This window comes from Pseudomonas azerbaijanoccidentalis (assembly GCF_019145495.1).
GTDB lineage: Bacteria > Pseudomonadota > Gammaproteobacteria > Pseudomonadales > Pseudomonadaceae > Aquipseudomonas > Aquipseudomonas azerbaijanoccidentalis.
In genome coordinates this window covers 779,907-804,276 of sequence record NZ_JAHSTU010000002.1, presented here as the reverse complement: position 1 = coordinate 804,276, position 24,370 = coordinate 779,907, and the positions used below count along the sequence as shown (strand labels likewise).

General features: G+C 58.4%; 20 protein-coding genes and 3 tRNA genes. 20 read left to right on the top strand and 3 right to left on the bottom strand.

The window, feature by feature from the left end:
• Nucleotides 1-19: 19 nt before the first annotated feature.
• The 16 genes from ftsH (at nucleotide 20) to KVG88_RS10145 (ending at nucleotide 15,171) form a co-directional block, all read left to right on the top strand.
• A complete protein-coding gene (gene ftsH / locus KVG88_RS10220) occupies nucleotides 20-1,930 on the top strand; it encodes an ATP-dependent zinc metalloprotease FtsH (protein WP_217871253.1) in 1,911 nt (636 codons plus the stop codon).
• Nucleotides 1,931-1,938: 8 nt separating this feature from the next.
• Nucleotides 1,939-2,790, top strand: coding sequence for a dihydropteroate synthase (gene folP, locus KVG88_RS10215; protein WP_217871252.1), 852 nt, complete (start codon nucleotides 1,939-1,941; stop codon nucleotides 2,788-2,790).
• Nucleotides 2,791-2,806: 16 nt separating this feature from the next.
• Entirely contained in the window at nucleotides 2,807-4,144 is a 1,338-nt protein-coding gene (glmM, locus tag KVG88_RS10210) for a phosphoglucosamine mutase (protein ID WP_150703938.1), read from the top strand.
• Between the two features lie 66 nt (nucleotides 4,145-4,210).
• Nucleotides 4,211-4,966 (top strand): triose-phosphate isomerase, encoded by a 756-nt coding sequence (gene tpiA, locus KVG88_RS10205; RefSeq protein WP_217871251.1) that lies wholly within the window; start codon nucleotides 4,211-4,213, stop codon nucleotides 4,964-4,966.
• Nucleotides 4,967-4,970: 4 nt separating this feature from the next.
• A complete protein-coding gene (gene secG, locus KVG88_RS10200) occupies nucleotides 4,971-5,354 on the top strand; it encodes a preprotein translocase subunit SecG (RefSeq protein ID WP_017336473.1) in 384 nt (127 codons plus the stop codon).
• A 22-nt stretch (nucleotides 5,355-5,376) separates the two neighbouring features.
• Nucleotides 5,377-5,462: transfer RNA gene (locus tag KVG88_RS10195), tRNA-Leu, on the top strand.
• A gap of 97 nt (nucleotides 5,463-5,559) precedes the next feature.
• Nucleotides 5,560-5,636 (top strand) — tRNA-Met (locus KVG88_RS10190).
• 138 nt (nucleotides 5,637-5,774) lie between these two features.
• On the top strand, nucleotides 5,775-6,233 hold the full coding sequence (gene rimP, locus KVG88_RS10185; RefSeq protein WP_007973115.1) for a ribosome maturation factor RimP: 459 nt from the start codon (nucleotides 5,775-5,777) through the stop codon (nucleotides 6,231-6,233).
• A 47-nt stretch (nucleotides 6,234-6,280) separates the two neighbouring features.
• On the top strand, nucleotides 6,281-7,762 hold the full coding sequence (gene nusA / locus KVG88_RS10180; protein WP_008057419.1) for a transcription termination factor NusA: 1,482 nt from the start codon (nucleotides 6,281-6,283) through the stop codon (nucleotides 7,760-7,762).
• A gap of 27 nt (nucleotides 7,763-7,789) precedes the next feature.
• Nucleotides 7,790-10,312: a translation initiation factor IF-2 gene (infB, locus tag KVG88_RS10175; RefSeq protein WP_150703940.1), complete on the top strand. Its 2,523-nt coding sequence runs from the start codon at nucleotides 7,790-7,792 to the stop codon at nucleotides 10,310-10,312.
• Nucleotides 10,313-10,471: 159 nt separating this feature from the next.
• Nucleotides 10,472-10,873 (top strand): 30S ribosome-binding factor RbfA, encoded by a 402-nt coding sequence (gene rbfA, locus KVG88_RS10170; RefSeq protein WP_034148332.1) that lies wholly within the window; start codon nucleotides 10,472-10,474, stop codon nucleotides 10,871-10,873.
• 3 nt (nucleotides 10,874-10,876) lie between these two features.
• A complete protein-coding gene (gene truB / locus KVG88_RS10165) occupies nucleotides 10,877-11,794 on the top strand; it encodes a tRNA pseudouridine(55) synthase TruB (RefSeq protein WP_150703941.1) in 918 nt (305 codons plus the stop codon).
• A 142-nt stretch (nucleotides 11,795-11,936) separates the two neighbouring features.
• On the top strand, nucleotides 11,937-12,206 hold the full coding sequence (gene rpsO, locus KVG88_RS10160; protein ID WP_011332409.1) for a 30S ribosomal protein S15: 270 nt from the start codon (nucleotides 11,937-11,939) through the stop codon (nucleotides 12,204-12,206).
• A 207-nt stretch (nucleotides 12,207-12,413) separates the two neighbouring features.
• Complete coding sequence (pnp, locus tag KVG88_RS10155; protein ID WP_007915263.1) at nucleotides 12,414-14,519, top strand: polyribonucleotide nucleotidyltransferase; 2,106 nt, start codon at nucleotides 12,414-12,416, stop codon at nucleotides 14,517-14,519.
• Nucleotides 14,520-14,657: 138 nt separating this feature from the next.
• Nucleotides 14,658-14,733, top strand: a tRNA-Thr gene (locus KVG88_RS10150).
• A 132-nt stretch (nucleotides 14,734-14,865) separates the two neighbouring features.
• Nucleotides 14,866-15,171 carry a DUF6388 family protein gene (locus tag KVG88_RS10145; RefSeq protein WP_192417421.1) on the top strand — a complete coding sequence of 102 codons (306 nt, stop codon included), beginning with the start codon at nucleotides 14,866-14,868 and terminating at the stop codon, nucleotides 15,169-15,171.
• A gap of 81 nt (nucleotides 15,172-15,252) precedes the next feature.
• Here KVG88_RS10145 and nadC read toward each other — a convergent pair whose 3' ends face one another.
• Nucleotides 15,253-16,101 (bottom strand): carboxylating nicotinate-nucleotide diphosphorylase, encoded by an 849-nt coding sequence (nadC, locus tag KVG88_RS10140; protein ID WP_217871250.1) that lies wholly within the window; start codon nucleotides 16,099-16,101, stop codon nucleotides 15,253-15,255.
• Nucleotides 16,102-16,354: 253 nt separating this feature from the next.
• On the opposite strand from nadC, the gene KVG88_RS10135 reads away from it, so the two are divergent.
• The 4 genes from KVG88_RS10135 to KVG88_RS10120 all read left to right on the top strand — a co-directional run bounded on the left by KVG88_RS10135 (nucleotide 16,355) and on the right by KVG88_RS10120 (nucleotide 22,254).
• A complete protein-coding gene (locus KVG88_RS10135) occupies nucleotides 16,355-18,523 on the top strand; it encodes a DUF1631 domain-containing protein (RefSeq protein ID WP_217871249.1) in 2,169 nt (722 codons plus the stop codon).
• Between the two features lie 63 nt (nucleotides 18,524-18,586).
• Nucleotides 18,587-19,147: a 1,6-anhydro-N-acetylmuramyl-L-alanine amidase AmpD gene (ampD, locus tag KVG88_RS10130; protein WP_217871248.1), complete on the top strand. Its 561-nt coding sequence runs from the start codon at nucleotides 18,587-18,589 to the stop codon at nucleotides 19,145-19,147.
• Entirely contained in the window at nucleotides 19,144-19,980 is an 837-nt protein-coding gene (ampE, locus tag KVG88_RS10125; protein WP_217871247.1) for a regulatory signaling modulator protein AmpE, read from the top strand. Before ampD ends, ampE begins: the two co-directional genes overlap by 4 nt.
• A gap of 243 nt (nucleotides 19,981-20,223) precedes the next feature.
• Nucleotides 20,224-22,254, top strand: a complete 2,031-nt coding sequence (locus KVG88_RS10120) for a methyl-accepting chemotaxis protein (protein WP_217871246.1) — start codon at nucleotides 20,224-20,226, stop codon at nucleotides 22,252-22,254.
• A 124-nt stretch (nucleotides 22,255-22,378) separates the two neighbouring features.
• On the opposite strand, the gene KVG88_RS10115 is transcribed toward KVG88_RS10120, so the two are convergent.
• Nucleotides 22,379-23,158 carry a TatD family hydrolase gene (locus KVG88_RS10115; RefSeq protein ID WP_217871245.1) on the bottom strand — a complete coding sequence of 260 codons (780 nt, stop codon included), beginning with the start codon at nucleotides 23,156-23,158 and terminating at the stop codon, nucleotides 22,379-22,381.
• A gap of 3 nt (nucleotides 23,159-23,161) precedes the next feature.
• Nucleotides 23,162-24,157 carry a catabolite repressor/activator gene (gene cra / locus KVG88_RS10110; protein ID WP_217871244.1) on the bottom strand — a complete coding sequence of 332 codons (996 nt, stop codon included), beginning with the start codon at nucleotides 24,155-24,157 and terminating at the stop codon, nucleotides 23,162-23,164.
• Between the last annotated feature and the right edge of the window lie 213 nt (nucleotides 24,158-24,370).

Sequence of the window (24,370 nt, the reverse complement as noted above, 5' to 3'; positions counted from 1 at the left end):
GGGTAGTTAATTGAACGATATGGCAAAGAATCTGATCCTGTGGTTGATCATCGCGGCAGTCCTGGTGACGGTGATGAACAACTTCTCCAGCCCTAACGAGCCGCAGACCCTCAACTATTCCGACTTCATCCAGCAGGTCAAGGATGGCAAGGTCGAGCGCGTAGCCGTTGATGGCTATGTCATTACCGGTAAGCGCAACGATGGCGACAGCTTCAAGACCATTCGTCCGGCAATCCAGGACAACGGTCTGATCGGCGACCTGGTGGATAACCACGTCGTGGTCGAAGGCAAGCAACCTGAACAGCAAAGCATCTGGACCCAGCTTCTGGTCGCCAGCTTCCCGATCCTCGTGATCATCGCCGTGTTCATGTTCTTCATGCGCCAGATGCAAGGCGGTGCAGGGGGCAAGGGCGGGCCAATGAGCTTCGGCAAGAGCAAGGCTCGCCTGCTCTCTGAAGATCAGGTCAAAACCACTCTGGCTGACGTCGCTGGTTGCGATGAAGCCAAAGAGGAAGTCGGTGAACTGGTCGAGTTCCTGCGGGATCCGGGCAAGTTCCAGCGTCTGGGCGGTCGCATTCCGCGCGGCGTGCTGATGGTGGGTCCACCGGGTACCGGTAAAACCTTGCTGGCCAAGGCGATTGCCGGCGAAGCCAAGGTGCCGTTCTTCACCATTTCCGGTTCCGACTTCGTCGAAATGTTCGTCGGTGTCGGTGCCAGCCGCGTTCGCGATATGTTCGAACAGGCCAAGAAGCACGCGCCATGCATCATCTTCATCGACGAAATCGACGCCGTCGGACGTCACCGTGGTGCCGGTATGGGCGGCGGTCATGACGAGCGCGAGCAGACTCTCAACCAGTTGCTGGTGGAGATGGACGGCTTCGAAATGAATGACGGCATCATCGTGATCGCCGCCACCAACCGTCCTGACGTACTGGACCCGGCGCTGCTGCGTCCTGGTCGTTTCGACCGTCAGGTTGTGGTCGGCCTGCCGGATATCCGTGGTCGCGAACAGATTCTGAAAGTCCACATGCGCAAAGTGCCAATGGGTGACGACGTCGCTCCAGCGGTGATCGCTCGTGGTACTCCGGGGTTCTCGGGTGCTGACCTGGCCAACCTGGTCAACGAAGCGTCGTTGTTCGCTGCCCGTGCCGGCAAGCGCATCGTCGAGATGAAAGAGTTTGAGTTGGCCAAGGACAAGATCATGATGGGCGCCGAGCGCAAATCCATGGTCATGTCCGAGAAAGAGAAGCAGAACACCGCTTATCACGAGGCGGGCCACGCTATCGTTGGTCGCGTCGTGCCTGAGCATGATCCGGTGTACAAGGTCTCCATCATCCCGCGCGGTCGTGCACTGGGTGTGACCATGTTCCTGCCGGAAGAAGATCGCTACAGCCTGTCCAAGCGTGCTTTGATCAGCCAGATCTGCTCGCTGTACGGTGGCCGTATCGCTGAAGAAATGACCCTTGGCTTCGATGGCGTCACCACGGGTGCCTCCAACGACATCATGCGTGCCAGCCAGATTGCGCGGAACATGGTGACCAAGTGGGGTCTTTCCGAGAAGCTCGGTCCATTGATGTACGCCGAAGAAGAGGGTGAAGTGTTCCTCGGTCGCGGCGGCGGTGGTCAGAGTGCAAGCTTCTCCGGCGAGACAGCCAAGCTGATCGACTCCGAAGTGCGCAGCATCATTGATCAGTGCTACGGCACGGCCAAGCAGATTCTTACGGATAACCGCGACAAGCTCGACGCGATGGCTGATGCGCTGATGAAGTACGAGACGATCGATGCCGATCAGATCGACGACATCATGGCAGGTCGTCCACCTCGCGAGCCGCGTGACTGGTCGGGTGGCACCGGTACTTCGGGCACGCCTCCAGTGGTTCAGGAAGAGCGTCCGGAAACACCAATCGGCGGTCCGGCTGCTGACGTTTAAGGTTTGAAATGACTTCTGTTCAGTCCTCGACCCGGTTGCCTTGCGGCAACCGGGTTCTTGATTTGGCCCAGACGCATGTCATGGGCATTCTCAATGTCACCCCCGATTCTTTCTCTGATGGCGGCCAATACAGCCAGCTCGATGCGGCCTTGCGCCATGCCGAGGCCATGGTGGTCGCCGGTGCGACGCTGATCGACGTCGGTGGCGAGTCGACTCGGCCAGGCGCCCGGGCGGTTTCGCCGCTGGAGGAGCTGGAGCGTGTCGCGCCGATAGTCGAGCGGATTCACCGCGAGCTTGATGTGATTATCTCGGTCGATACCTCTACCCCTGCCGTCATGCGTGAAACCGCGCGGTTGGGTGCCGGGCTCATCAACGATGTTCGATCGTTGCGTCGCGATGGTGCGCTGGATGCAGCCGCTGCCACCGGGTTGCCGGTTTGCCTGATGCATATGCTGGGCGAGCCCGGCGACATGCAGGACAACCCGCATTACCAGGATGTCGCCAAAGAAGTGGGCGAGTTTCTTGCCGAGCGGATGGCCCAATGTGCTTCGGTGGGCATTTCCGCTGAGAAAATCATTCTCGATCCGGGTTTTGGCTTCGCAAAAACCTTGCAGCACAATCTAAGCTTATTCAAGCATATGGATGCTTTGCATGCCTTGGGGCGGCCCCTGTTGGTTGGGGTTTCGCGAAAGAGCATGATAGGGCAGGCGTTGAATCGCCCGGTCGGTGAGCGCCTGTATGGCGGTCTCGCGCTCGCGGCGCTGGCTTCGCACAAGGGTGCGCGTATATTGCGCGTCCATGATGTAGCCGAAACAGTCGATGTGGTGAGGATGATCGCCGCAGTGGAATCAGCCGAATAAGAATGATGGAGCGCTTATGACTAGGAAATACTTTGGTACTGACGGCATTCGTGGTCGAGTCGGTGAATACCCGATTACTCCTGACTTCATGCTCAAACTCGGTTGGGCTGCGGGCATGGCGTTCCGCAAAATGGGCGCCTGCAAAGTGCTGGTCGGCAAAGACACGCGGATTTCCGGCTACATGTTTGAGTCGGCGCTTGAGGCTGGCCTTACGTCGGCAGGCGCGGATGTGATGCTCCTGGGGCCGATGCCGACGCCGGCCATCGCCTACCTGACACGCACCTTCCATGCTGAAGCCGGCATCGTCATCAGTGCGTCGCACAATCCCCATGACGACAACGGCATCAAGTTCTTCTCCGGCAAGGGCACCAAGCTGCCGGATGAAGTCGAGCAGATGATTGAAGAGCTGCTGGACACGCCAATGACAGTGGTTGAGTCGAGCAAGATCGGCAAGGTCACGCGCATCAACGACGCTTCGGGTCGCTATATCGAGTTCTGCAAGAGCAGTGTGCCTACGGGGACCAGTTTTGCCGGGCTTAAAATCGTTCTCGATTGTGCTCATGGCGCGACTTACAAGGTGGCTCCTAGCGTTTTCCGTGAGCTGGGGGCGGATGTCGTCGTTCTGTCGGCGCAGCCCAACGGTTTGAACATCAATGAAAATTGCGGTTCGACCCACATGGGTCAACTGCAAGCGGCCGTACTGGCCGAGCACGCCGACCTGGGCATTGCGTTCGACGGTGACGGTGACCGTGTTCTGATGGTCGATCACACCGGCGCTATCGTCGACGGCGACGAGTTGCTGTACATCATTGCCCGTGACCTGCATGAACGCGACAAGCTGCAAGGTGGGGTGGTCGGTACGCTGATGAGTAACCTGGGGCTCGAATTGGCCCTGGCGGACCTGGCGATTCCATTTGTTCGTGCCAACGTCGGTGACCGTTATGTGATCGCTGATCTGCTGGAACGTAATTGGCTGGTCGGCGGCGAAAACTCGGGGCATATCGTTTGCTTCAATCACACCACGACGGGTGATGCGATCATTGCCGCGCTGCAGGTGCTGATGGCGCTCAAGTCACGTTCCGAAAGTCTGGCTCAGTCGCGTCAGGCGCTGCGCAAGTGCCCTCAGGTGTTGATCAATGTGCGGTTTGGCGGTGGCGCAAGTCCGCTTGATCATCCGTCGGTCAAGGAAGCCAGCGAGCGTGTCACCCAGGCGATGGCGGGGCGTGGTCGCGTACTGTTGCGCAAGTCGGGAACAGAGCCGTTGGTGCGTGTCATGGTCGAAGGCGAAGACGAAACGCAGGTTCGAGGTTATGCCGAAGAGCTGGCAAAACTGGTAACTGAAGTTTCTGCCTGAATTCGGCTTGCCAGCCTTGATTGTGTTGGGTAACATCTGCGCCCACTTTGACCGACGAGGTACAGCATGCGTCGCCCTATGGTAGCTGGTAACTGGAAGATGCACGGTACCCGCGCCAGCGTCGCTGAGCTGATCAACGGCCTTCGTGACTTGGCCTTGCCGAGCGGTGTTGATGTCGCGGTATTCCCGCCTTTCCTGCATATCAATCAAGTGATTGATGGCCTGGAAGGAAAGTCGATTTCGGTCGGCGCGCAGAACTCTGCAGTGGAAGCCGGGCAAGGTGCACTGACCGGTGAGATCTCGCCAAGTCAGTTAGTGGATGCAGGTTGTTCCCTGGTACTTGTCGGGCACTCCGAACGCCGCCAGATTATGGGTGAGCTGGACGCAGTGCTGATTCGCAAGTTCGCAGCGGCACAGGCAAGTGGCTTGATCCCGGTGTTGTGTGTAGGGGAAACCCTCGAGCAGCGCGAAGCGGGGGAGACTGTTGAAGTCGTCTCGCGTCAGCTGGGTAGCATCATCGATGAGTTGGGTGTCGGTGTGTTTGCAAATGCAGTAATTGCTTACGAGCCGGTCTGGGCCATTGGCACCGGGCTGACTGCTTCGCCGCAACAGGCTCAGGATGTGCACGCAGCCATCCGTGCTCAGTTGGCGGCAAAGAATTCTGAAGTCGCACAAGGTGTGCGGCTTCTATACGGCGGCAGCGTGAAGGCGGCCAATGCGGTCGAACTGTTCGGCATGCCGGATATCGATGGGGGCCTCATTGGTGGGGCTTCCCTGAATGCAGATGAGTTCGGTGCGATTTGTCGCGCCGCGGGAAACTGAAAAAATGCTGGAAACAGTCGTAGTCGTTTTTCATCTGCTGGGTGCATTGGGCGTAGTTGCTCTCGTATTGCTGCAGCAGGGTAAAGGTGCGGACGCTGGCGCGTCTTTCGGAGCAGGTGCTTCAAATACTGTGTTCGGAAGCCAAGGTTCCTCTACCTTTCTTAGTAAGTTTACTGCTATACTTGCCGCAGGTTTTTTCATAACCAGCTTGGGGTTAGGTTACTTTGCTAAAGAGAAGGCTCACCAGCTGACTCAAGTAGGTCTCCCAAACCCAGCGGTGCTGGAAGTTCCAAAGCAGCAACCGGCTTCTGATGATGTCCCGGTGCTTCAAGAGCAAAAGTCGGCTACTCCAGCGACTGACGTGCCTCCAGCTCAAGAGCAAAAGTAAGAAGGGTTTCAAACGTAGTATTGCCGAGGTGGTGGAATTGGTAGACACGCAACCTTGAGGTGGTTGTGCCCATAGGGTGTAGGGGTTCGAGTCCCCTTCTCGGTACCAATTAGTCAGGAGAGCCCGCTGTTGCGGGCTTTCTTGCAGGTGGAAGGTTACATTGACCCTGTAGGGGATCGGTCGTATACTTCCGCCCCAGCTTTGTCGCGGGGTGGAGCAGTCTGGTAGCTCGTCGGGCTCATAACCCGAAGGTCGTCGGTTCAAATCCGGCCCCCGCAACCAGTTTAAGGAGCCCCTTTTAAGGGGCTTTTTGTTAGCTGGACACTTTCAACGCCGCTGTTCGACGGCGTTTCAAGGATGGGCGTTTCGCCCATTTTTTTATTTTGCATAGCATGCACATACATGCACTAGGGGGTTCAGGTGTCGAGCAAGCTAGAAGAGTTGCAGGCCTTGCTGGCCCCGGTGGTCGTGGCCCTAGGCTATGAATGCTGGGGTATCGAGTTCTCGGCTCAGGGTCGTCACTCGATGTTGCGCGTTTATATCGATAAAGAGGGTGGCGTGCTGGTGGACGATTGCGCCATTGTCAGCCGTCAGATCAGCGGTGTGCTGGATGTTGAAGATCCAATTTCCGTTGAATACACCCTTGAAGTTTCCTCGCCTGGCATGGAACGCCCACTGTTCACTCTTGAGCAGTTTGCAAAATTTGCCGGTGAACAAGTGAAGATCAAGCTGCGCTCGCCTTTTGAAGGTCGACGCAACTTTCAGGGCCTTCTGCGCGGTGTAGAAGAACAGGATGTCGTGGTGCAGGTTGAAGACCATGAATTCCTGTTGCCGATCGATATGATCGACAAGGCCAACATTATTCCCAGTTTTGACTGAGACGCGGATCCCGCGGATCCAATGGCTTGCGAAAGGCGAGGCGTACGATGAGCAAAGAAGTACTGCTGGTTGTTGAGTCGGTATCCAACGAAAAGGGTGTACCGGCAAACGTTATTTTTGAAGCGCTGGAGCTGGCTCTGGCCACTGCTACCAAAAAGCGTTTTGAGGACGAAGTTGATCTGCGTGTGGAAATCAATCGCCACACCGGTGCTTATGAGACTTTCCGTCGCTGGACGGTCGTCGAAGAAGCTGACCTGGACGATCCGGCCATCGAAACCTGGCCGAGCAAGGTTGCTGAAACGCATCCTGGCGCCAAGGTCGGTGACGTCGTCGAAGAAAAAATCGAGTCTATCGAATTCGGTCGTATCGCTGCACAGACTGCCAAGCAAGTCATCGTGCAGAAGGTTCGCGAAGCCGAGCGCGCTCAGGTTGTTGACGCTTACCGCGAACGCCTGGGTGAAATCATCTCCGGCACCGTGAAGAAAGTGACCCGCGACAACGTGATCGTCGATCTGGGTAACAACGCAGAAGCGTTGCTGGCCCGTGAAGACATCATTTCTCGCGAAACCTTCCGGGTTGGCGTGCGCTTGCGTGCGCTGCTCAAGGAAATCCGCACCGAGAACCGCGGCCCGCAGCTGATCCTGTCGCGTACCGCGCCGGAAATGCTGATCGAGCTGTTCCGCATCGAAGTGCCGGAAATTGCAGAAGGCCTGATCGAAGTGATGGCTGCGTCCCGTGATCCGGGTTCGCGCGCCAAGATCGCCGTCCGCTCCAAGGACAAACGCATCGACCCGCAGGGCGCTTGCATTGGTATGCGCGGTTCGCGCGTCCAGGCAGTGTCGGGCGAGTTGGGCGGTGAGCGTGTGGACATCGTCCTGTGGGACGACAACCCGGCTCAGTTCGTAATCAACGCCATGTCCCCGGCTGAGGTTGCGGCAATTATCGTTGACGAAGATGCCCACGCAATGGACATCGCCGTTGGCGCAGACAATCTGGCTCAGGCCATCGGTCGCGGTGGTCAGAACGTGCGTCTGGCTAGCCAGTTGACTGGCTGGACCCTGAACGTGATGACCGAATCGGACATCCAGGCTAAGCAGCAAGCAGAAACCGGCGACATCCTGCGCAACTTCATCGACGAGCTGGAAGTCGACGAAGATTTGGCTCAGGTGCTGGTAGATGAAGGCTTCACCAGCCTGGAAGAGATTGCCTACGTACCGTTGGAAGAAATGCTCAACATCGACGGCTTTGACGAAGACACCGTCAACGAGCTTCGCGCTCGTGCCAAGGATCGTTTGTTGACCAAAGCCATCGCTACTGAGGAAAAGCTGGCAGACGCCCATCCGGCCGAAGACCTGCTCTCGCTTGAGGGTATGGACAAGGATTTGGCGATGGAACTGGCGGTGCGCGGCGTAATTACCCGCGAAGACCTGGCCGAGCAGTCTATTGACGACCTGCTCGACATCGACGGCATTGACGATGATCGTGCCGGCAAGTTGATCATGGCCGCCCGAGCCCACTGGTTCGAGTAATTAGGCGCGGCCTGAGGAGAGAAGTGCATGACGCAAGTCACGGTGAAACAACTGGCCGATGAGGTCAAAACACCGGTAGAGCGCCTGTTGCAGCAGATGCGTGAGGCAGGTCTGCCGCACACCGCCGCCGAAGAAAGTGTGACTGACAGTGAGAAGCAATCGTTGCTGACTCACTTGAAAAGCAGCCACAAGGCGAAAGTGGAAGAACCACGCAAGATTACGCTGCAGCGTAAAACCACCAGCACCCTGCGTGTTGCTGGCAGCAAAAGCATCAGCGTAGAAGTACGCAAAAAGAAAGTCTTCGTACAGCGCAGCCCGGAAGAAATCGAAGCCGAGCGCAAGCGTGAAATGGATGAACGTCGCGCAGTAGAAAATGCTGCTCGTCAGAAGGCTGAAGAAGAAGCCAAGCGCCGCGCCGAAGAAGAAGCGCGTCGCCAGCCTGCTGCTGCGCCGACCGCTCCAGCGGAACCTGTTGCCGCACCGGCTCCAGTGGCCGAACCTGTGCGTGAAAGCGCTCCGGTTGTAGCTGCTGCACCGGCTGCCGACGCTCGCAAGCGTGACGAACCGCGCCGTCCGGACAAACCACGTGCTGACGATAACAATCGTCGCGGTGGTGGTGGCGATGGCGAGCGCAAAAACGCTCCGCATCGTGCTTCGGTTAAAGAAAAGGCGCCTGCGCCACGCGTTGCCCCACGTACTACCGACGAAGAAAGCGATGGCTTCCGTCGCGGTGGTCGCGGCAAGGCCAAGCTGAAGAAACGCAACGCACACGGTTTCCAGAGCCCTACCGGCCCTGTTGTGCGCGAAGTGAAGATCGGCGAGACCATCACTGTTGGCGATCTCGCTCAGCAGATGTCGGTCAAGGCTGCTGAAATCATCAAGTTCATGTTCAAACTGGGTACTCCAGCGACCATCAACCAGGTACTGGATCAGGAAACTGCCCAACTGGTTGCTGAAGAACTGGGCCACAAAGTGACCCTGGTCAGCGACACCGCCCTGGAAGATTCCCTGGCCGAGTCCCTGAAGTTTGAAGGTGAGGCTGTTTCCCGTGCGCCAGTCGTGACCGTAATGGGCCACGTTGACCACGGTAAAACTTCCCTGCTCGACTACATCCGTCGTGCCAAGGTTGCTGCTGGCGAAGCCGGTGGTATCACCCAGCACATCGGTGCATACCACGTTGAAACCGACCGTGGCATGGTGACGTTCCTCGACACCCCTGGTCACGCTGCGTTTACCGCAATGCGTGCCCGTGGTGCCAAGGCGACCGACATCGTGATCCTGGTGGTTGCAGCGGACGACGGCGTGATGCCGCAGACCATTGAAGCTGTCCAGCACGCAGTAGCTGCAGGCGTTCCACTGGTTGTTGCAGTGAACAAGATCGACAAGCCAGGTGCTGACCTCGATCGTATCCGTAGCGAACTGTCGGTTCACGGCGTGACGTCGGAAGAGTGGGGTGGTGACACTCCATTCGTACCGGTCTCGGCGAAGATGGGTACAGGCGTCGACGAACTGCTCGAAGCCGTATTGCTGCAAGCCGAAGTTCTGGAGCTGACTGCAACCCCATCGGCTCCTGGCCGTGGTGTGGTGGTTGAGTCCCGTCTGGACAAGGGCCGCGGCCCGGTGGCTACCGTTCTGGTTCAAGACGGTACCCTGCGCCAAGGCGACATGGTCCTGGTCGGTTCGAACTATGGCCGTGTACGTGCCATGCTCGACGAGAACGGCAAGCCAATCAAGGAAGCCGGTCCGGCCATCCCTGTCGAGATTCTCGGCCTGGACGGTACCCCGGACGCTGGCGACGAGATGAGCGTGGTTGCCGACGAGAAGAAAGCCCGTGAAGTGGCTCTGTTCCGTCAAGGCAAGTTCCGCGAAGTCAAACTGGCTCGCGCTCACGCCGGCAAGCTGGAAAACATCTTCGAAAACATGGGTCAGGAAGAGAAGAAGACGCTCAACATCGTCCTCAAATCCGACGTCCGTGGTTCGTTGGAAGCGTTGAACGGTGCCTTGAATGGCCTGGGCAACGACGAAGTGCAAGTGCGTGTAGTGGGTGGCGGTGTTGGTGGTATCACCGAATCCGACGCCAACCTGGCACTGGCTTCCAACGCTGTACTGTTCGGCTTTAACGTGCGTGCCGATGCCGGCGCTCGCAAGATCGTCGAGCAGGAAGGTCTGGATATGCGTTACTACAACGTGATCTACGACATCATCGAAGACGTCAAGAAAGCCCTGACCGGTATGCTCGGCAGCGATGTTCGCGAGAACATCCTGGGTATCGCCGAAGTGCGTGACGTGTTCCGTTCGCCGAAGTTTGGCGCGATCGCCGGTTGCATGGTTATCGAAGGTGTTGTTCACCGTAACCGTCCAATCCGTGTACTGCGTGAAGACATCGTTATCTTCGAAGGCGAGCTGGAATCCCTGCGCCGCTTCAAGGATGACGCTTCCGAAGTACGTGCCGGCATGGAATGCGGTATCGGCGTTAAGAGCTACAACGACGTCAAAGTCGGTGACAAGATCGAAGTCTTCGAGAAGGTTCAGGTTGCTCGCAGCCTCTAACTCGCGCACTTCAGGAGCCGTGATGGTCGGCCGCACTGTATTGTGCGGCGCATCACCCGGACTCTAAACGCAACGCCCGGTCTGGCTTCTGTCAGGCCGGGCGTTTGCCGCTTTCAGACCACACGGGTTTCACCGTGGGGCAGTTACAGGTAACAAGACATGGCAAAAGAATATAGCCGTACCCAACGTATCGGCGATCAGATGCAGCGCGAGCTGGCACAGCTGATCCGTCGCGAAGTCAAAGACCCGCGCGTCGGCCTGGTCACCATTACCGCAGTGGAAGTCAGCCGTGACGTCGGTCACGCCAAGATTTTCATCACCGTGATGGGCCAGGACAGTGCGGAAGACATCGCTCAAAGCATCAAGGTGCTGAACTCCGCCGCGGGTTTCCTGCGCATGCAGCTGGCTCGCGAAATGAAGCTGCGCAGCGTTCCACAGTTGCACTTCCACTACGACGAAAGCGTCGTGCGCGGTGCGCATCTGTCGGCATTGATCGAGCGCGCTGTGGCTGAAGACAATCAGCATCCGGTTGCGGCAGAAGCCGAAGACACCAAGGAGTAATCGGTGGCTCAGGTCAAACGTATCCGTCGTAACGTCAGCGGCATCATCCTGCTCGACAAGCCGCTGGGGTTCACCTCCAACGCGGCCTTGCAGAAGGTCCGCTGGTTGCTCAACGCCGAGAAGGCCGGTCACACCGGCAGCCTCGATCCGCTGGCCACCGGCGTGCTGCCGTTGTGCTTCGGTGAAGCCACCAAGTTCTCGCAATACCTGCTCGATTCCGACAAGGGTTACGAGACTTTGGCGCAACTGGGCAAAACCACCACCACGGCGGACGCCGAGGGTGAAGTTTTGCAGGAACGCCCGGTGACCGTTGGTCGCGCCGATATCGAAGCTGCTCTGCCGCATTTTCGTGGGCAAATCAGTCAGATACCGCCGATGTACTCGGCCCTCAAGCGTGATGGCCAGCCGCTATACAAGCTGGCCCGTGCAGGCGAAGTAGTGGAGCGCGAACCGCGTTCTGTTACTATTGCGCGCTTGGAATTGCTGGCCTTCGAAGGTGATACTGCAAGACTGGCAGTGGATTGCAGCAAAGGCACCTATATCCGCACCCTCGTGGAGGATATTGGTGAACAACTCGGTTGTGGCGCTTACGTTGCAGAACTGCGACGTACCCAGGCCGGGCCTTTCACGCTGGCTCAGACGGTCACCCTCGAAGAGTTGGAAGCGGTACATGCCGAAGGCGGCAACGAAGCGGTCGATCGCTTCCTGATGCCATCGGACAGCGGCTTGCTTGACTGGCCACTGTTGCAGTTTTCGGAGCACAGCTCGTTCTACTGGCTCAATGGCCAGCCGGTACGCGCTCCGGATGCTCCGAAGTTCGGCATGGTACGGGTACAGGATCACAATGGTCGCTTCATCGGTATCGGTGAAGTGAGCGAAGACGGGCGCATCGCGCCGCGTCGTTTGATTCGGTCGGAATGACCGAAACCAGTCTGCATAACAGCAGGCTGGCGAGGGTGGCTGTTAACAGGCACGGTCACTACTCATTTATAGATACAGGGATTTGTCCCTGGCCTGTTGAAACTGTTTTTCTGAAACAGTTTCCTGATAAAAGGATTGCCTCATGGCTCTCGACGTTCAAGAAAAAGCTCAAATCGTTGCTGACTACCAGCAAGCTGTTGGTGACACTGGTTCGCCAGAAGTGCAAGTTGCACTGCTGACCGCCAACATCAACAAACTGCAAGGTCACTTCAAGGCCAACGGTAAAGATCACCACTCCCGTCGTGGTCTGATCCGCATGGTAAACCAGCGTCGTAAGCTGCTGGACTACCTGAAAGGCAAGGACGTGAGCCGTTACAGCGCTCTGATCGCTCGCCTGGGTCTGCGTCGCTAATAAGCGATTGCGCTAGAGGTTGGTTGTCTGTCGTGCACCAGTGGGTTTCCCGCCGGCGCATGGCAGGCTCCCAGCCTCAAGTTTTATCTGGATACCTGCTTTACCTGAGTAGCACCTGGACAAATGTGTCGGGCCGATTCCCGGCGTTGCCCAAGAATTTCGCAAGAAACCCGTTTCCCCAAGAGCCACAAAAGAAGGTAGGACACCGTGAACCCGGTAATCAAAAAATTCCAGTTCGGTCAGTCGACCGTTACCCTCGAGACTGGCCGTATCGCCCGTCAGGCCTCCGGCGCAGTATTGGTCACCGTTGACGACGACGTCAGCGTATTGGTGACCGTAGTCGGTGCAAAACAAGCCGATCCAGGCAAGGGCTTCTTCCCTCTGTCTGTTCACTACCAGGAAAAAACTTACGCTGCCGGTAAGATCCCTGGCGGTTTCTTCAAGCGTGAAGGCCGTCCTTCCGAAAAAGAAACCCTGACTTCCCGACTGATCGACCGTCCGATCCGTCCGCTGTTCCCTGAAGGTTTCATGAACGAAGTGCAGGTTGTCTGCACCGTCGTTTCCACCAGCAAGAAGACCGATCCGGACATCGCTGCGATGATCGGTACCTCGGCTGCGCTGGCGATCTCCGGCATTCCTTTCGATGGTCCGATCGGCGCTGCCCGCGTTGCTTTCCACGAAAGCACCGGCTACCTGCTGAACCCGACTTACGAGCAACAAGCTGCTTCGAGCCTGGACATGGTCGTTGCCGGTACGTCGGACGCTGTGCTGATGGTTGAATCGGAAGCCAAAGAGCTGACCGAAGACCAGATGCTGGGCGCGGTACTGTTTGCTCACGACGAGTTCCAGGTTGTGATCAACGCTGTCAAAGAACTGGCTGCCGAAGCTGCCAAGCCAACCTGGACCTGGGCTCCTGCACCAGAAGCCACCGAACTGCTGGGCGCTATCCGTGCCGAGTTCGGCGAAGCGATCTCCCAGGCCTACACCATCACCGTCAAGGCCGACCGTTACGCTCGCCTGGGCGAGTTGAAGGATCAGGTTGTTGCCAAGCTGTCCGGTGAAGAAGGCCAGCCTTCTTCCAGCGAAGTGAAAGCGGCTTTCGGTGAAATCGAATACCGCACCGTTCGCGAAAACATCGTTAACGGCAAGCCACGTATCGACGGTCGCGACACCAAGACCGTACGTCCGTTGAACATCGAAGTCGGTGTTCTGCCTAAGACCCACGGTTCGGCTCTGTTCACCCGTGGCGAAACCCAGGCTCTGGTCGTTGCAACTCTGGGCACCGCCCGTGACGCACAGCTGCTGGACACCCTGGAAGGCGAGAAAAAAGACCCGTTCATGCTGCACTACAACTTCCCTCCGTTCTCGGTAGGCGAGTGTGGTCGCATGGGTGGTGCTGGTCGTCGTGAAATCGGTCACGGCCGTCTGGCCCGTCGTTCGGTTTCGGCCATGCTGCCAGCCGCTGACGTGTTCCCGTACACCATCCGCGTGGTTTCGGAAATCACCGAATCCAACGGTTCGAGCTCGATGGCTTCCGTTTGCGGCGCTTCCCTGGCCCTGATGGACGCTGGTGTGCCGATGAAGGCACCGGTTGCCGGTATCGCCATGGGTCTGGTTAAAGAAGGCGAGAAGTTCGCCGTCCTGACCGACATCCTGGGTGACGAAGACCACCTGGGCGACATGGACTTCAAAGTAGCCGGTACCGCCAAAGGCGTCACCGCGCTGCAGATGGACATCAAGATCAAAGGCATCACCGAAGAGATCATGGAAATCGCTCTGGGCCAAGCCCTGGAAGCGCGCCTGAACATCCTCGGCCAGATGAACCAGATCATTGGCCAGTCGCGTACCGAACTGTCGGCCAACGCTCCGACCATGATCGCGATGAAAATCGACACCGACAAAATCCGTGATGTCATCGGTAAAGGCGGCGCGACCATTCGTGCGATCTGTGAAGAAACCAAGGCTTCGATCGACATCGAAGACGACGGTTCGATCAAGATCTTCGGCGAAACCAAGGAAGCGGCTGAAGCTGCACGTCAGCGCGTTCTGGGCATCACCGCTGAAGCCGAGATCGGCAAGATCTACGTCGGTAAGGTTGAGCGCATCGTCGACTTCGGCGCATTCGTCAACATCCTGCCTGGCAAGGACGGCCTGGTTCACATCTCCATGCTGAGCGACGCTCGCGTTGAGAAAGTGACCGACATCCTGAAAGAAGGTCAGGAAGTGGAAGTACTGGTACTGGACGTGGACAACCGCGGCCGTATCAAGCTGTCCATCAAAGACGTGGCAGCAGCCAAGGCTTCGGGCGTTTAATCAGCCCTCAAGCCTGACAGCTCCAACGTTGTAAAAAATGCCCCGCAGTGAAAGCTGCGGGGCATTTTTTTGTCTGCAGGAAAATGAGACGACTTGGAAGTTGCCTGACCCCAAAGTCAGTGCTAGGTTTAGCCCACCGCCCGTGTAGCTCAGCCGGTAGAGCAGCGCACTCGTAACGCGAAGGTCGCAGGTTCGATTCCTGTCTCGGGCACCAGTGACACTCTGTTTTCAGATGATCCCGAATGGTTCTGAAGGCCAGACAACCGCGCTTCATACGGTTTTTTGCGTCAGAGAGATCCTTGATGATCCAGATCCATCTTCCATTCCCCAGATCAGCGAGAACGCCATGACCGTTAAAGAATTGACCCAAGAAGCCCGTCACGAAGAAGCGCTGAAGAAGTACGTGCTGGAATCGCCCCAGCTAGCTGAAGAGATCAAGGACTTGCCTGCCGACGATCAGAAAGACCAGATTCAGTGGGCATTCGAGGATGAAGCCGAAGCACAGGGCTTGCAGCCGTGGGAGCTGACACTCAAGTACACCTCAACCCCTGAAGAGTTCGAGGCTGCGCGCCTTGTGCTGCACAAGGAAGCGGCTGAGGTATTGGGTGTCGAGTGGGAAGAGTACTGTGAGATGAACAATCTAGTGGTCTGATGGCGACGACTTTGTAGGAGCCCGGCTTGCCGGCGATAGCGACCTTGAGATCGCCATCGCCGGCAGCCTTGGTTCTACAAGTCAGATACTCAGGCGCATCGACAGGTCGACCGCTTGCACATCCTTGGTCATTGCGCCAATCGAGATGTAATCCACACCGGTTTCGGCGATCGGCAGCAACGTGCTTTCGTTGATCCCGCCGCTGGCCTCCAGTTTTGCCTTGCCGCCGTTCAGGCGCACGGCTTCGCGCATGTCATCCAGGCTCAACTCATCGAGCATGATGATGTCGGCCCCGGCCTCCAGGGCCTCTTTCAACTCATCCAGGCTTTCGACTTCGATCTCTACCGGTTTGCCCGGCGCGATCTTGTGCGCGGCGGCGATGGCTTGCGGGATGCCTCCGCAGGCGGCGATATGGTTTTCCTTGATCAGGAACGCGTCGTACAGACCGATCCGATGGTTGTGGCAGCCACCGCAGGTCACGGCGTACTTCTGCGCCAGACGCAGCCCCGGCAGGGTCTTGCGGGTGTCGAGCAGTTTCACCTGGGTATTGGCAACGAAGTCGGCCAGGTACTGCGCGCGGGTGGCCACGCCGGACAGCATTTGCAGAAAGTTCAGCGCGCTACGTTCACCGGTCAGCAACGAACGCGCCGGACCTTCGAGATGGAACAGCACCTGATTGGGCTTGACCCGTTCACCATCGGCGACTTGCCAATGCACCGCCACCCGTGGGTCCAGTTGCCGGAAAACCACATCGACCCAGGCAGTGCCTGCAATGACGGCAGCGTCGCGGGTAATGATGGTGGCTTTGGCCAGGCGTTCGGCCGGGATCAGCTGCGCGGTGATGTCGCCGCTGCCGATGTCTTCGCGCAACGCACGGCGTACGTTGGCTTCGATTTCGGCGGTCAGATCGGCGAGACGTAGATTCGGCATAACGGACTCCACAAACAAAGTGGCCCGATTATAGGGCCATGGCGCGGGGCAACCCAAGGCATGCGAAGAATTGCCGGCGCTCTGAAACGTGCATTTGGTCGATTCCTGCAAGCAAATGCCGTCGGGGCGGGTCTCTATATCCACAAGCGATTCACGGGTCGCTGGTACAAGGGTTGTCTTTTGCTCGATAATTACGCCTTGTATTTGACGCCATGACTTTGACGAGTCGAGAGTTACCGCTTCAGGAGGCTGGATGCACAACGACGGGAATGTAGTGCCTATGCGCAGGGCAACTACCGATCAGGCGATTCCTTCGCCGCTCACCCGCCTGCCGGTGATTCTGCTTCAGGTGCGTGACAAGGCGGTGTTGCAGCTCCGGCACGGCTTGCAGGCGTTGTTCGATAACGCCGACGACACCCTTTTCGAAATGACGGATCGGGCTCGCGATAGCGTCGAGCAGAACACTTACTTCCAGGCCATGCGCGATTTGCGCCTCAAGCGCAAAAGCATCGAGCGGTTGTTTTTCGAACAGATCTTCGAAGCATTCGCCCGCTTATCCCGGTACGACGTGGCGCAGGTGAGCGCGCCTCGGGCGTCGCCTGCCGCCTCGGTTGCGCTGCCCGCTGACGAGGTGGAGCGCAATGTGGCGGTGCAAGCCATGGTCAACAAAGTGCTGGACCGCGACGGGGTGGCGCTCGACCAGCTAACCGCTCGCCTGAGTACTTTATTGGGCAAGGCGCTGATCGAACAGCACAACCCCTTGGGGCCGACGCTGCTGTGTGAATTTTTCCTGCGGGCCGGGCGTAATCTCGGGGTGGAGATCAAGGTCAAGTTGATCATCCTTCAGCTATTCGTGCACTATGTGCTCAGCGCGGCTCACCAACTCTATGGCGAAGCCAATCAGTTGCTGATGGCCATGGGTGTACTGCCCGATCTCAAGCCGGCCTTGGCGCATCCACCTGTGGCGCTCGCCGACACCCCGGTCGTGGCCAAGCCGCCAGCACCAACACTCGACGCCAGCTTGCCACCGATGTTCCTGGCATTGCAGGAACTGTTGTCCGGCGTGCGGGGTAACCTGGGGCCAATCCTTGAAACGAATGCCCCGGCTCAGCCGATTTCCACCCGTGACCTGTTACGCCTGCTTTCATACTTACAGCAGTACGTACCGACGCCTGCAGCCCAGGATGATTTCGACTTGCGCAATCAACTGGAACTGCTGCTGACGCGGGTCAGTGTCAAAAGTGGCAAGTCGCGCGTGATGGGGGTGGCGGACGAGGATGTGATCAACCTGATCGCCATGCTGTTCGAGTGCATCCTCAATGATCGTACGTTGCCGGATAGCCTCAAGGCGTTGGTGGGCCAGCTACAAATCCCGATGGTCAAGGTGGCGATACTCGACAAGAGCTTTTTCAGTCGCAGCCTTCACCCCGCCCGGCGTCTGCTCAATGAAATAGCCGGTGCCGCGCTGGGTTGGAGCCGCTGTGACGATTATCAGCGCGATAGCCTGTACCTGCGCATCGAGCAGGTGGTGAAGCGCCTGTTGAACGATTTTGTCGATGACCCGGCGATTTTTTCCGAGCTGCTGGCTGACTTCCTGACGTTCACCAGCGAGGAGCGTCGCCGCAGCGAGCTGCTGGAACAGCGTACCCGCGACGCCGAAGAGGGGCGCGCGAAAACCGCGCTGGCCCGTCAGCATGTCGAGCAGGCCTTGAATCAGGCTCTGCTGGGCAAAAAATTGCCGCGAGGCGTGGTGGTGTTTGTTCAGGGCGCCTGGAGCAAGGTGTTGCTGTTGACCTGCCTCAAGCATGGCGAGCAGTCGACGCAGTGGCACGCGGCGGTGCAGACCCTGGCGCAGTTGATCTGGAGCGTGCAGCGCCACGAGGAAGCTGATGCGCGCTCGCGCTTGCTGGCGCTGGTGCCGGGCTTGCTCAAGGCGTTGCGTGACGGCTTGAGTGTTTCGTCGTTTGATCCGTTCGCCACCAGTGAGTTTTTCAGCGAGCTGGAAGGCTTGCACGTGCAGATGTTTGAAGAGGCGCAGCACGGGTCGACGGAATGGGTCGAGGTAGTCGAGGCGATTGCGTTGCCGTCAGTCGATGAGGGGTTGCCACCAGCGACGCCACAGTCTTTGTTGCCGGACGATATCGGGCTGCGGCAGGTCGATCAGTTGCGCCTGGGCGGCTGGGTTGAATTCCAGGAAGACCCGGATAACACATTGCGCTGCAAGCTGACGGCGATCATTGAGGCGACGGGCCAATACATTTTCGTCAACCGCACGGGGATGAAGGTGCTGGAACGCAGTCGTACAGGCCTGGCACTGGAATTTCGTAGCGGTGCGGTGCGAACGCTCGATGACACCTTGCTGTTTGATCGGGCGCTGGAGTCGGTGATTGGCAGCCTGCGACGCCTTGATCGCGGCAAGTGATCGCGTCCCGAGGGTCTATCGCGGCATACTGGAGCCAACACGGTCGTCGTTGAAGGAATTGATATGCAGTTGGACCCCGCGAGCGGTTGGTGTCAGGGCGTGCGTTTGTGCCCCTCGCCCAACTTCAATGCGCGCCCCGAGGGCGAAATCTCCCTGCTGGTGATCCACAACATCAGCCTGCCGCCGGCACAATTTGCCACGGGCAAAGTGCAGGAGTTTTTCCAGAATCGTCTGGATGTCACGGAGCACCCCTACTTTGAGGGGATTGCCGACCTGCGGGTGTCCGCACATTTTCTGATCGAGCGTGACGGGGCCGTCACGCAATTTGTCTCTTGCCTTGAGCGCGCCTGGCACGCTGGTGTTTCGTGCTTTGAGGGGCGGGAAACCTGTAACGATTTTTCCGTGGGCATTGAACTGGAAGGCACGGATGATCTGCCTTTCACCGATGCTCAGTATGAAGCGTTGACCGGACTGACCCGGCAGCTGCAAAAGGAATTTCCGGCGATCACCGCACAACGGATTTGTGGACATAGCGACATCGCCCCCGGACGCAAAACGGACCCGGGGCCGGCGTTCGACTGGGCTCGCTATCGCGCAGCCCTGGTTAAAGAGGAAGGACAATGAGTTTTTTGGTGTTGCTGTTGGCGGTGTGGATCGAGAAGTTTTCGGCCCTGCGCCATCGGGTTCAACGCGACGGGGGCTGGGTTCGCGAGCTGCACAAGCTTGAGGTCAGCCCGCGCCTGGCCAAGCGCCCGTGGCTGGTTCTCGCGGTATTGGTGCTGTTTCCTGTCGCGCTGCTGGGCTTGCTGTTGGTGGTGATTGAGCCGGTGGCTTACGGTTTGTTGGCTTTGCCGGTGCACCTGTTGGTGGTGATTTACAGCCTGGGGCGCGGTGATCTGCTCGCCGGTCTGGGGCCGTTTCGCGACGCCTGGCGCCGGGAAGATCTGCAAGCGGCGGCCCATGTCGCCAAGCGCGATCTGGACATCTGCGCCGACAGCGGCGAACAACTGCTGGAGCGGGTAGAAGCGCATTTAGTGTGGGAGGCTTATCAGAGCTTCTTCGCGGTGATTTTCTGGTATTTCCTGTTGGGGCCGGTCGCAGCCTTGAGCTACCGCTTGTTGGCCTTGGCGGAAGAACACGGGACAAACCCGGCGGTGGTCGAGCGTGCGGGGCAGCTGCGCCACGCCTTTGACTGGGTGCCGGTGCGCTTGCTGGCAGCGAGTTTCGCCTTGGTTGGCAACTTCGTTGCCGTCAGCCGGATGATGTTGCATGAACTGCTGAACTGGAACATCAGCGCCGCTCAGTTGATCGAGAAGGCCGGAAGGGTGGCCGCTGAAATCCCTGCGCCGGTCGCCGGCCCTGACGGCATCAATAATCTGGACCGGCTCTGGGAACTGCTGCTGCGGGCGGCGGTGCTCTGGTATGCCGGTTTCGCATTGTGGACCGTTCTCCCCTGAGTTCTTCTTGAAGAGCTAAAAGTTCGCAGCCTGCGGCAACTCCTACAGGGATCGCGTACATCCGTAGGAGCTTCCGCAGGCTGCGATCTTTTGATTTACCGTCAAAACGAATACAACCCCCGTTAACCTTAAGTTACAAAACCACCTGCCGATTTAAGCTATACAGAGATAGCGCTGGATAGTGGCTATCTGCTGCCTCGCTGCGCCTGCCAATAAAAATAAGAAATCCAAGGGAGACTTCCAGTGAAGAGCTTGCTCTATCCCGCCGTCGCGCTAATGAATCGCCTGAGCTTCGGCATGAAGTTCAGCCTGATCAGTGTTCTGTTCCTGGTACCGATGCTGGTGACCAATTTCTATCTGGTGCGTGATTCCTATCGCGAATTCCAGGGCACCCGGATTGAACTGCAAAGCCTCGACTTGTTGGGCAGCAGCCTGACGCTGCGTCGTGACCTGGAAACCCTGAACAATCTGGTGCAGATCAACGTTGCTCTCGGCCAGTCGGGCAAGGCCGCCAATGTCGAGTCGCAGATCAGTAGCCTGGAACAAAGCGTGCTGTCTCGACTGCAAGGGCTGACGGCGATGAGCACCGATCCCGAGCAAATCGCGGTGTTCGATGGCAAACGCGATGAAATGATCGCCGCGTTCAAGGCGCAGCAAACGGAAAAATCCCTGCAAAGCAAAAGTGCGCTGACCGGCAAACTGGTCGGCAATGCGCAGATTTTCAGCCAGCTCATCGCCAGTCAGGCCGGTTTGAGCCGCGACAATCAAAGCGACATGCGTCAACTCACTGAACTGGTGACCAACGTCACGCCGCGCATCACCCAGATTCTGGGTGAAGGTCGGGCCACTGGCGCGTCTTCGCTGGGGCAAGGCTTTCTCAATTCGGCGTCGAGCAATCGCTTTGATGAGCTGCTGGGGCAGATCGAAAAACTTCAGGCCGAATACGGCTTGAAATTGCAGGACGCAACGGGCTCCAGCAAAGCGGCGGCGCAAACCCTGGCCACCCAGGCAGACAGCAGCCGAGCGTCGTTGAAGAAGGCCAGTGAGCTGTTCGAAGAACAGGTGGTCATGGCTGACACGCTGGATGCGCCGTGGCAGGCTTTTTACGATCAGGTCACCGGCCTGATGGACAAGACCTACCAACTCAACGAAGACACCCTGAAGTTCCTGGGCACCCAGTTGCAGCAACGCCTGGACCAGAACCGCACGCACATGATCTTGCAGGCCGTAGCGTTGTCGGTGGTGTTTATCTTGATCTTCTATCTCTACGGCGGTTTCTACGCATCCACCCGCACCACTCTCAAGCGTCTGGGTGGGGTCATGGACAAAGTCGCGGCGGGCGACATGACGGTGACCTTCAGTGCCAACAGCCGCGATGAGCTGGGCGAGCTAGGCGAAGTGTTCAACAGTACGGTGAAGAAAATCCATGACCTGATCGAGCGCGTCGGGCAGACCGTCAGTGAGGTCGAGCGTCAGGCCGGGCAAGTGGAAAATGTTTCGGCGCAAAGCAACCAGGCTGTGGCCGGACAACGTACACAAATTGAGCAGGTCGCGACGGCGATGAACCAGATGTCGGCGACATCCCTGGAAGTGGCGCGCAGTGCCGCTGCGGCGGTCAGCAGCGCCCACAGCGTCAACGATGAAACCATCAGCGGACGCGGATTGGTGCAGTCCCAGCAAGGCAGCATTGCAGCGTTGGCCAGCGAGATCGATCAGTCGGTGCTGGTGATCAATCAGTTGGCCAGTGACAGCCAATCCATCAGTCGCGTACTGGAAGTGATCAAGAGCATTGCCGAGCAGACCAACCTGCTGGCGCTGAACGCTGCGATCGAAGCGGCCCGGGCCGGTGAACAGGGACGCGGGTTTGCCGTCGTGGCGGACGAAGTCCGGACCCTGGCCAAACGCACGCAGCAATCGACCGAGGAAATCGAGCAGATGATCGCCAAGTTGCACGGTGGTGTCGGCGCGGCGGTCAAGGCGATGGGTGTCAGCCATGAGATGGCGAATGGCACCGTGGGGCAGTCGGAAAAGGTCCAGCTTGCACTGGAAAATATCCTCGGCGCGGTCGGCATGATCGTCGACCAGAACCAGCAAATCGCCGCCGCCGTTGAGCAACAGACTGCCGTGGCGCATGACATCGATCAGAACATCGTCGAGATCAACCGCGCCGGCGAGCGTACCGCCGAGGGCGCGCACCAGACCGAGGACGCCAGCCGCGCGTTGTCGGCGCAGGTGGTGGAGCTGAAACAGCTGATCAGCGCGTTCCGGGTTTAACTGACGCGCCGTAACCCTGTAGGAGCGAGCCTGCTCGCGATGCGATTTCACATTCAACATCCACGTTGACTGTTACACCGCTATCGCGAGCAGGCTCGCTCCCACAAGTATTTTCTGTGGTCAGTCAGGGCCAGTTGAATAGCGCGCATGCATTGGCCGTACTCGCGGTCGCCAGCTGTTCGGGTGTGATGGCCATAATTTCAGCCAACGCCGCACAGATCGCCGGCAAGTGCGCCGGGCTGTTGCGTTGGCCGGGGAACATAGCGGGCGCCATGTCCGGGGAGTCGGTTTCCAACACCACCGAGTCGAGCGGCAGCTCGGCGAGTACTCGGTGCATGCGCAGTGCCTGGGGCCAGGTCGCGGCGCCGCCAAGACCCAGTTTGAAACCCAGCTTGATGTATTCGCGCGCCTCTTCCTTGCTGCCGGCGAAGGCGTGGATGATCCCGGTACGTTTCAACTTGAAGCGTTTTAGCGTGGCGATCACCGCCGCGTGGCTGCGTCGCACATGAATCAGCGCTGGCAGATTGAAGTCCACCGCCAGTTGCAGTTGTGCGTCGAACAACGCTTGTTGACGTTCGCGGTCGAGGGTTTCGATGAAGTAGTCGAGGCCGATTTCGCCCACTGCGCACAGTTGACGATGGCCGGCGAGTCGCGTCAGCCAGTCGCCGAGTTCCGTCAGGTGCTCGGGGCGATGAGCGTCCAGGTACACCGGATGCAAACCGAAGGCGGCATGCAGATCGGGATCGGCTTGCACCAACTCCCAGACCCGCTGCCAATTGCCCTGATAGACCCCCAATACCACCATTTGCCGGACCCCGAGGGCACGGCTTTCGGTCATTAACGCCTGACGATCCGCATCGAAATCGGGAAAGTCCAGGTGAGTGTGGGTGTCGATCAGGTCCATGGCTTAGTCCTGACGAATACGTTGTTTGAACGTCCGCGCAATGGCCTGCACGCCCGGTTGGTAATCAGATTGCTCGATGGCTGCCAGGGCCAGCGCCAGGGCTTTGTCGGCAATCAGTTGGTGTTGCTGCGCCATGGCATTGACCGGCAGCGGCAGGAAGTCCAGCAACTGAGTGTCGCCGAATGTGCCGAGGCGCAATGGGCGGTTTTTCAGCGGGAAGTCGTGCAAGGCATCGAACACGCCTTGAAGCAGAACGTAGGAAGTGGTGACCAACGCTTCGGGAAGATGCCCCACGCGTTGAAGCATTTCTTCCATCAACAGTTTGCCGCACTCACGGCTGAACGACTCGCCGTGTTCGATCAGTACTTCGCCGTTGTACCCGGCCAACGCCTCCTTGAAACCGGCAGCACGCTCCTGGCTGATGCTCAGTTCGGGACGAGCGCCAATCAAGGCGATCTGCCTGGGCAGCGGGTCGAGCAGGCTTTGGGTCAGGTGCAGGCTGGCTTCGCGGTCGTCACTGATCACCGAACAGAAATGCTCGGGCTCCATCACCCGGTCAATGGCGATGATCGGCAGGCCCTTGGCCTGCAATTGCCGGTAACTGTCATCACCGGGCGGCAGGCAACTGGCAACGATCAGCGCATCGCAGCGACGGGCGCTGAACAGTTTGAGCAATTGCCGTTCGCTGTCCGGCGCATCGTCGGAGCTGGCAATCAGCAACTGATAGCCGCGTGCCCGCGCGCCTTGTTCCAGCAGTTTGGCGATTCGCGCGTAACTGGGGTTTTCCAGGTCCGGCAGAATAAAACCCAGTGTGCGGGTATGCCGGCTACGCAGGCCGGCGGCCTGGGGATTGGGCGTAAAACCGTGCAACTCGACCACTGCGCGTACGCGCTCGACGGTGGCGCTGCTGATGCGTTGCTGTTCGGCCTTGCCATTGATGACGTAGCTGGCGGTGGTAACGGACACACCGGCCAACTGGGCTATATCACTGAGTTTCAACCCGCAATTCCTTGTTTTTTCGAGCTTGCCTCGACATTTTCACCAATCCTACCCGATTCGGGCAGTCGACCATGGTCACAACGCATCCGACAAGTTGGGCTTCAACGATGGAACATTATCGAGTAACGTGCCAATCATTCTAGATTAAACGTTTCAGCAAGCGTATTTTCTAGGTTAAATGCGCTTTGGCCGGTTCTGCCGCGAAACCGCCAA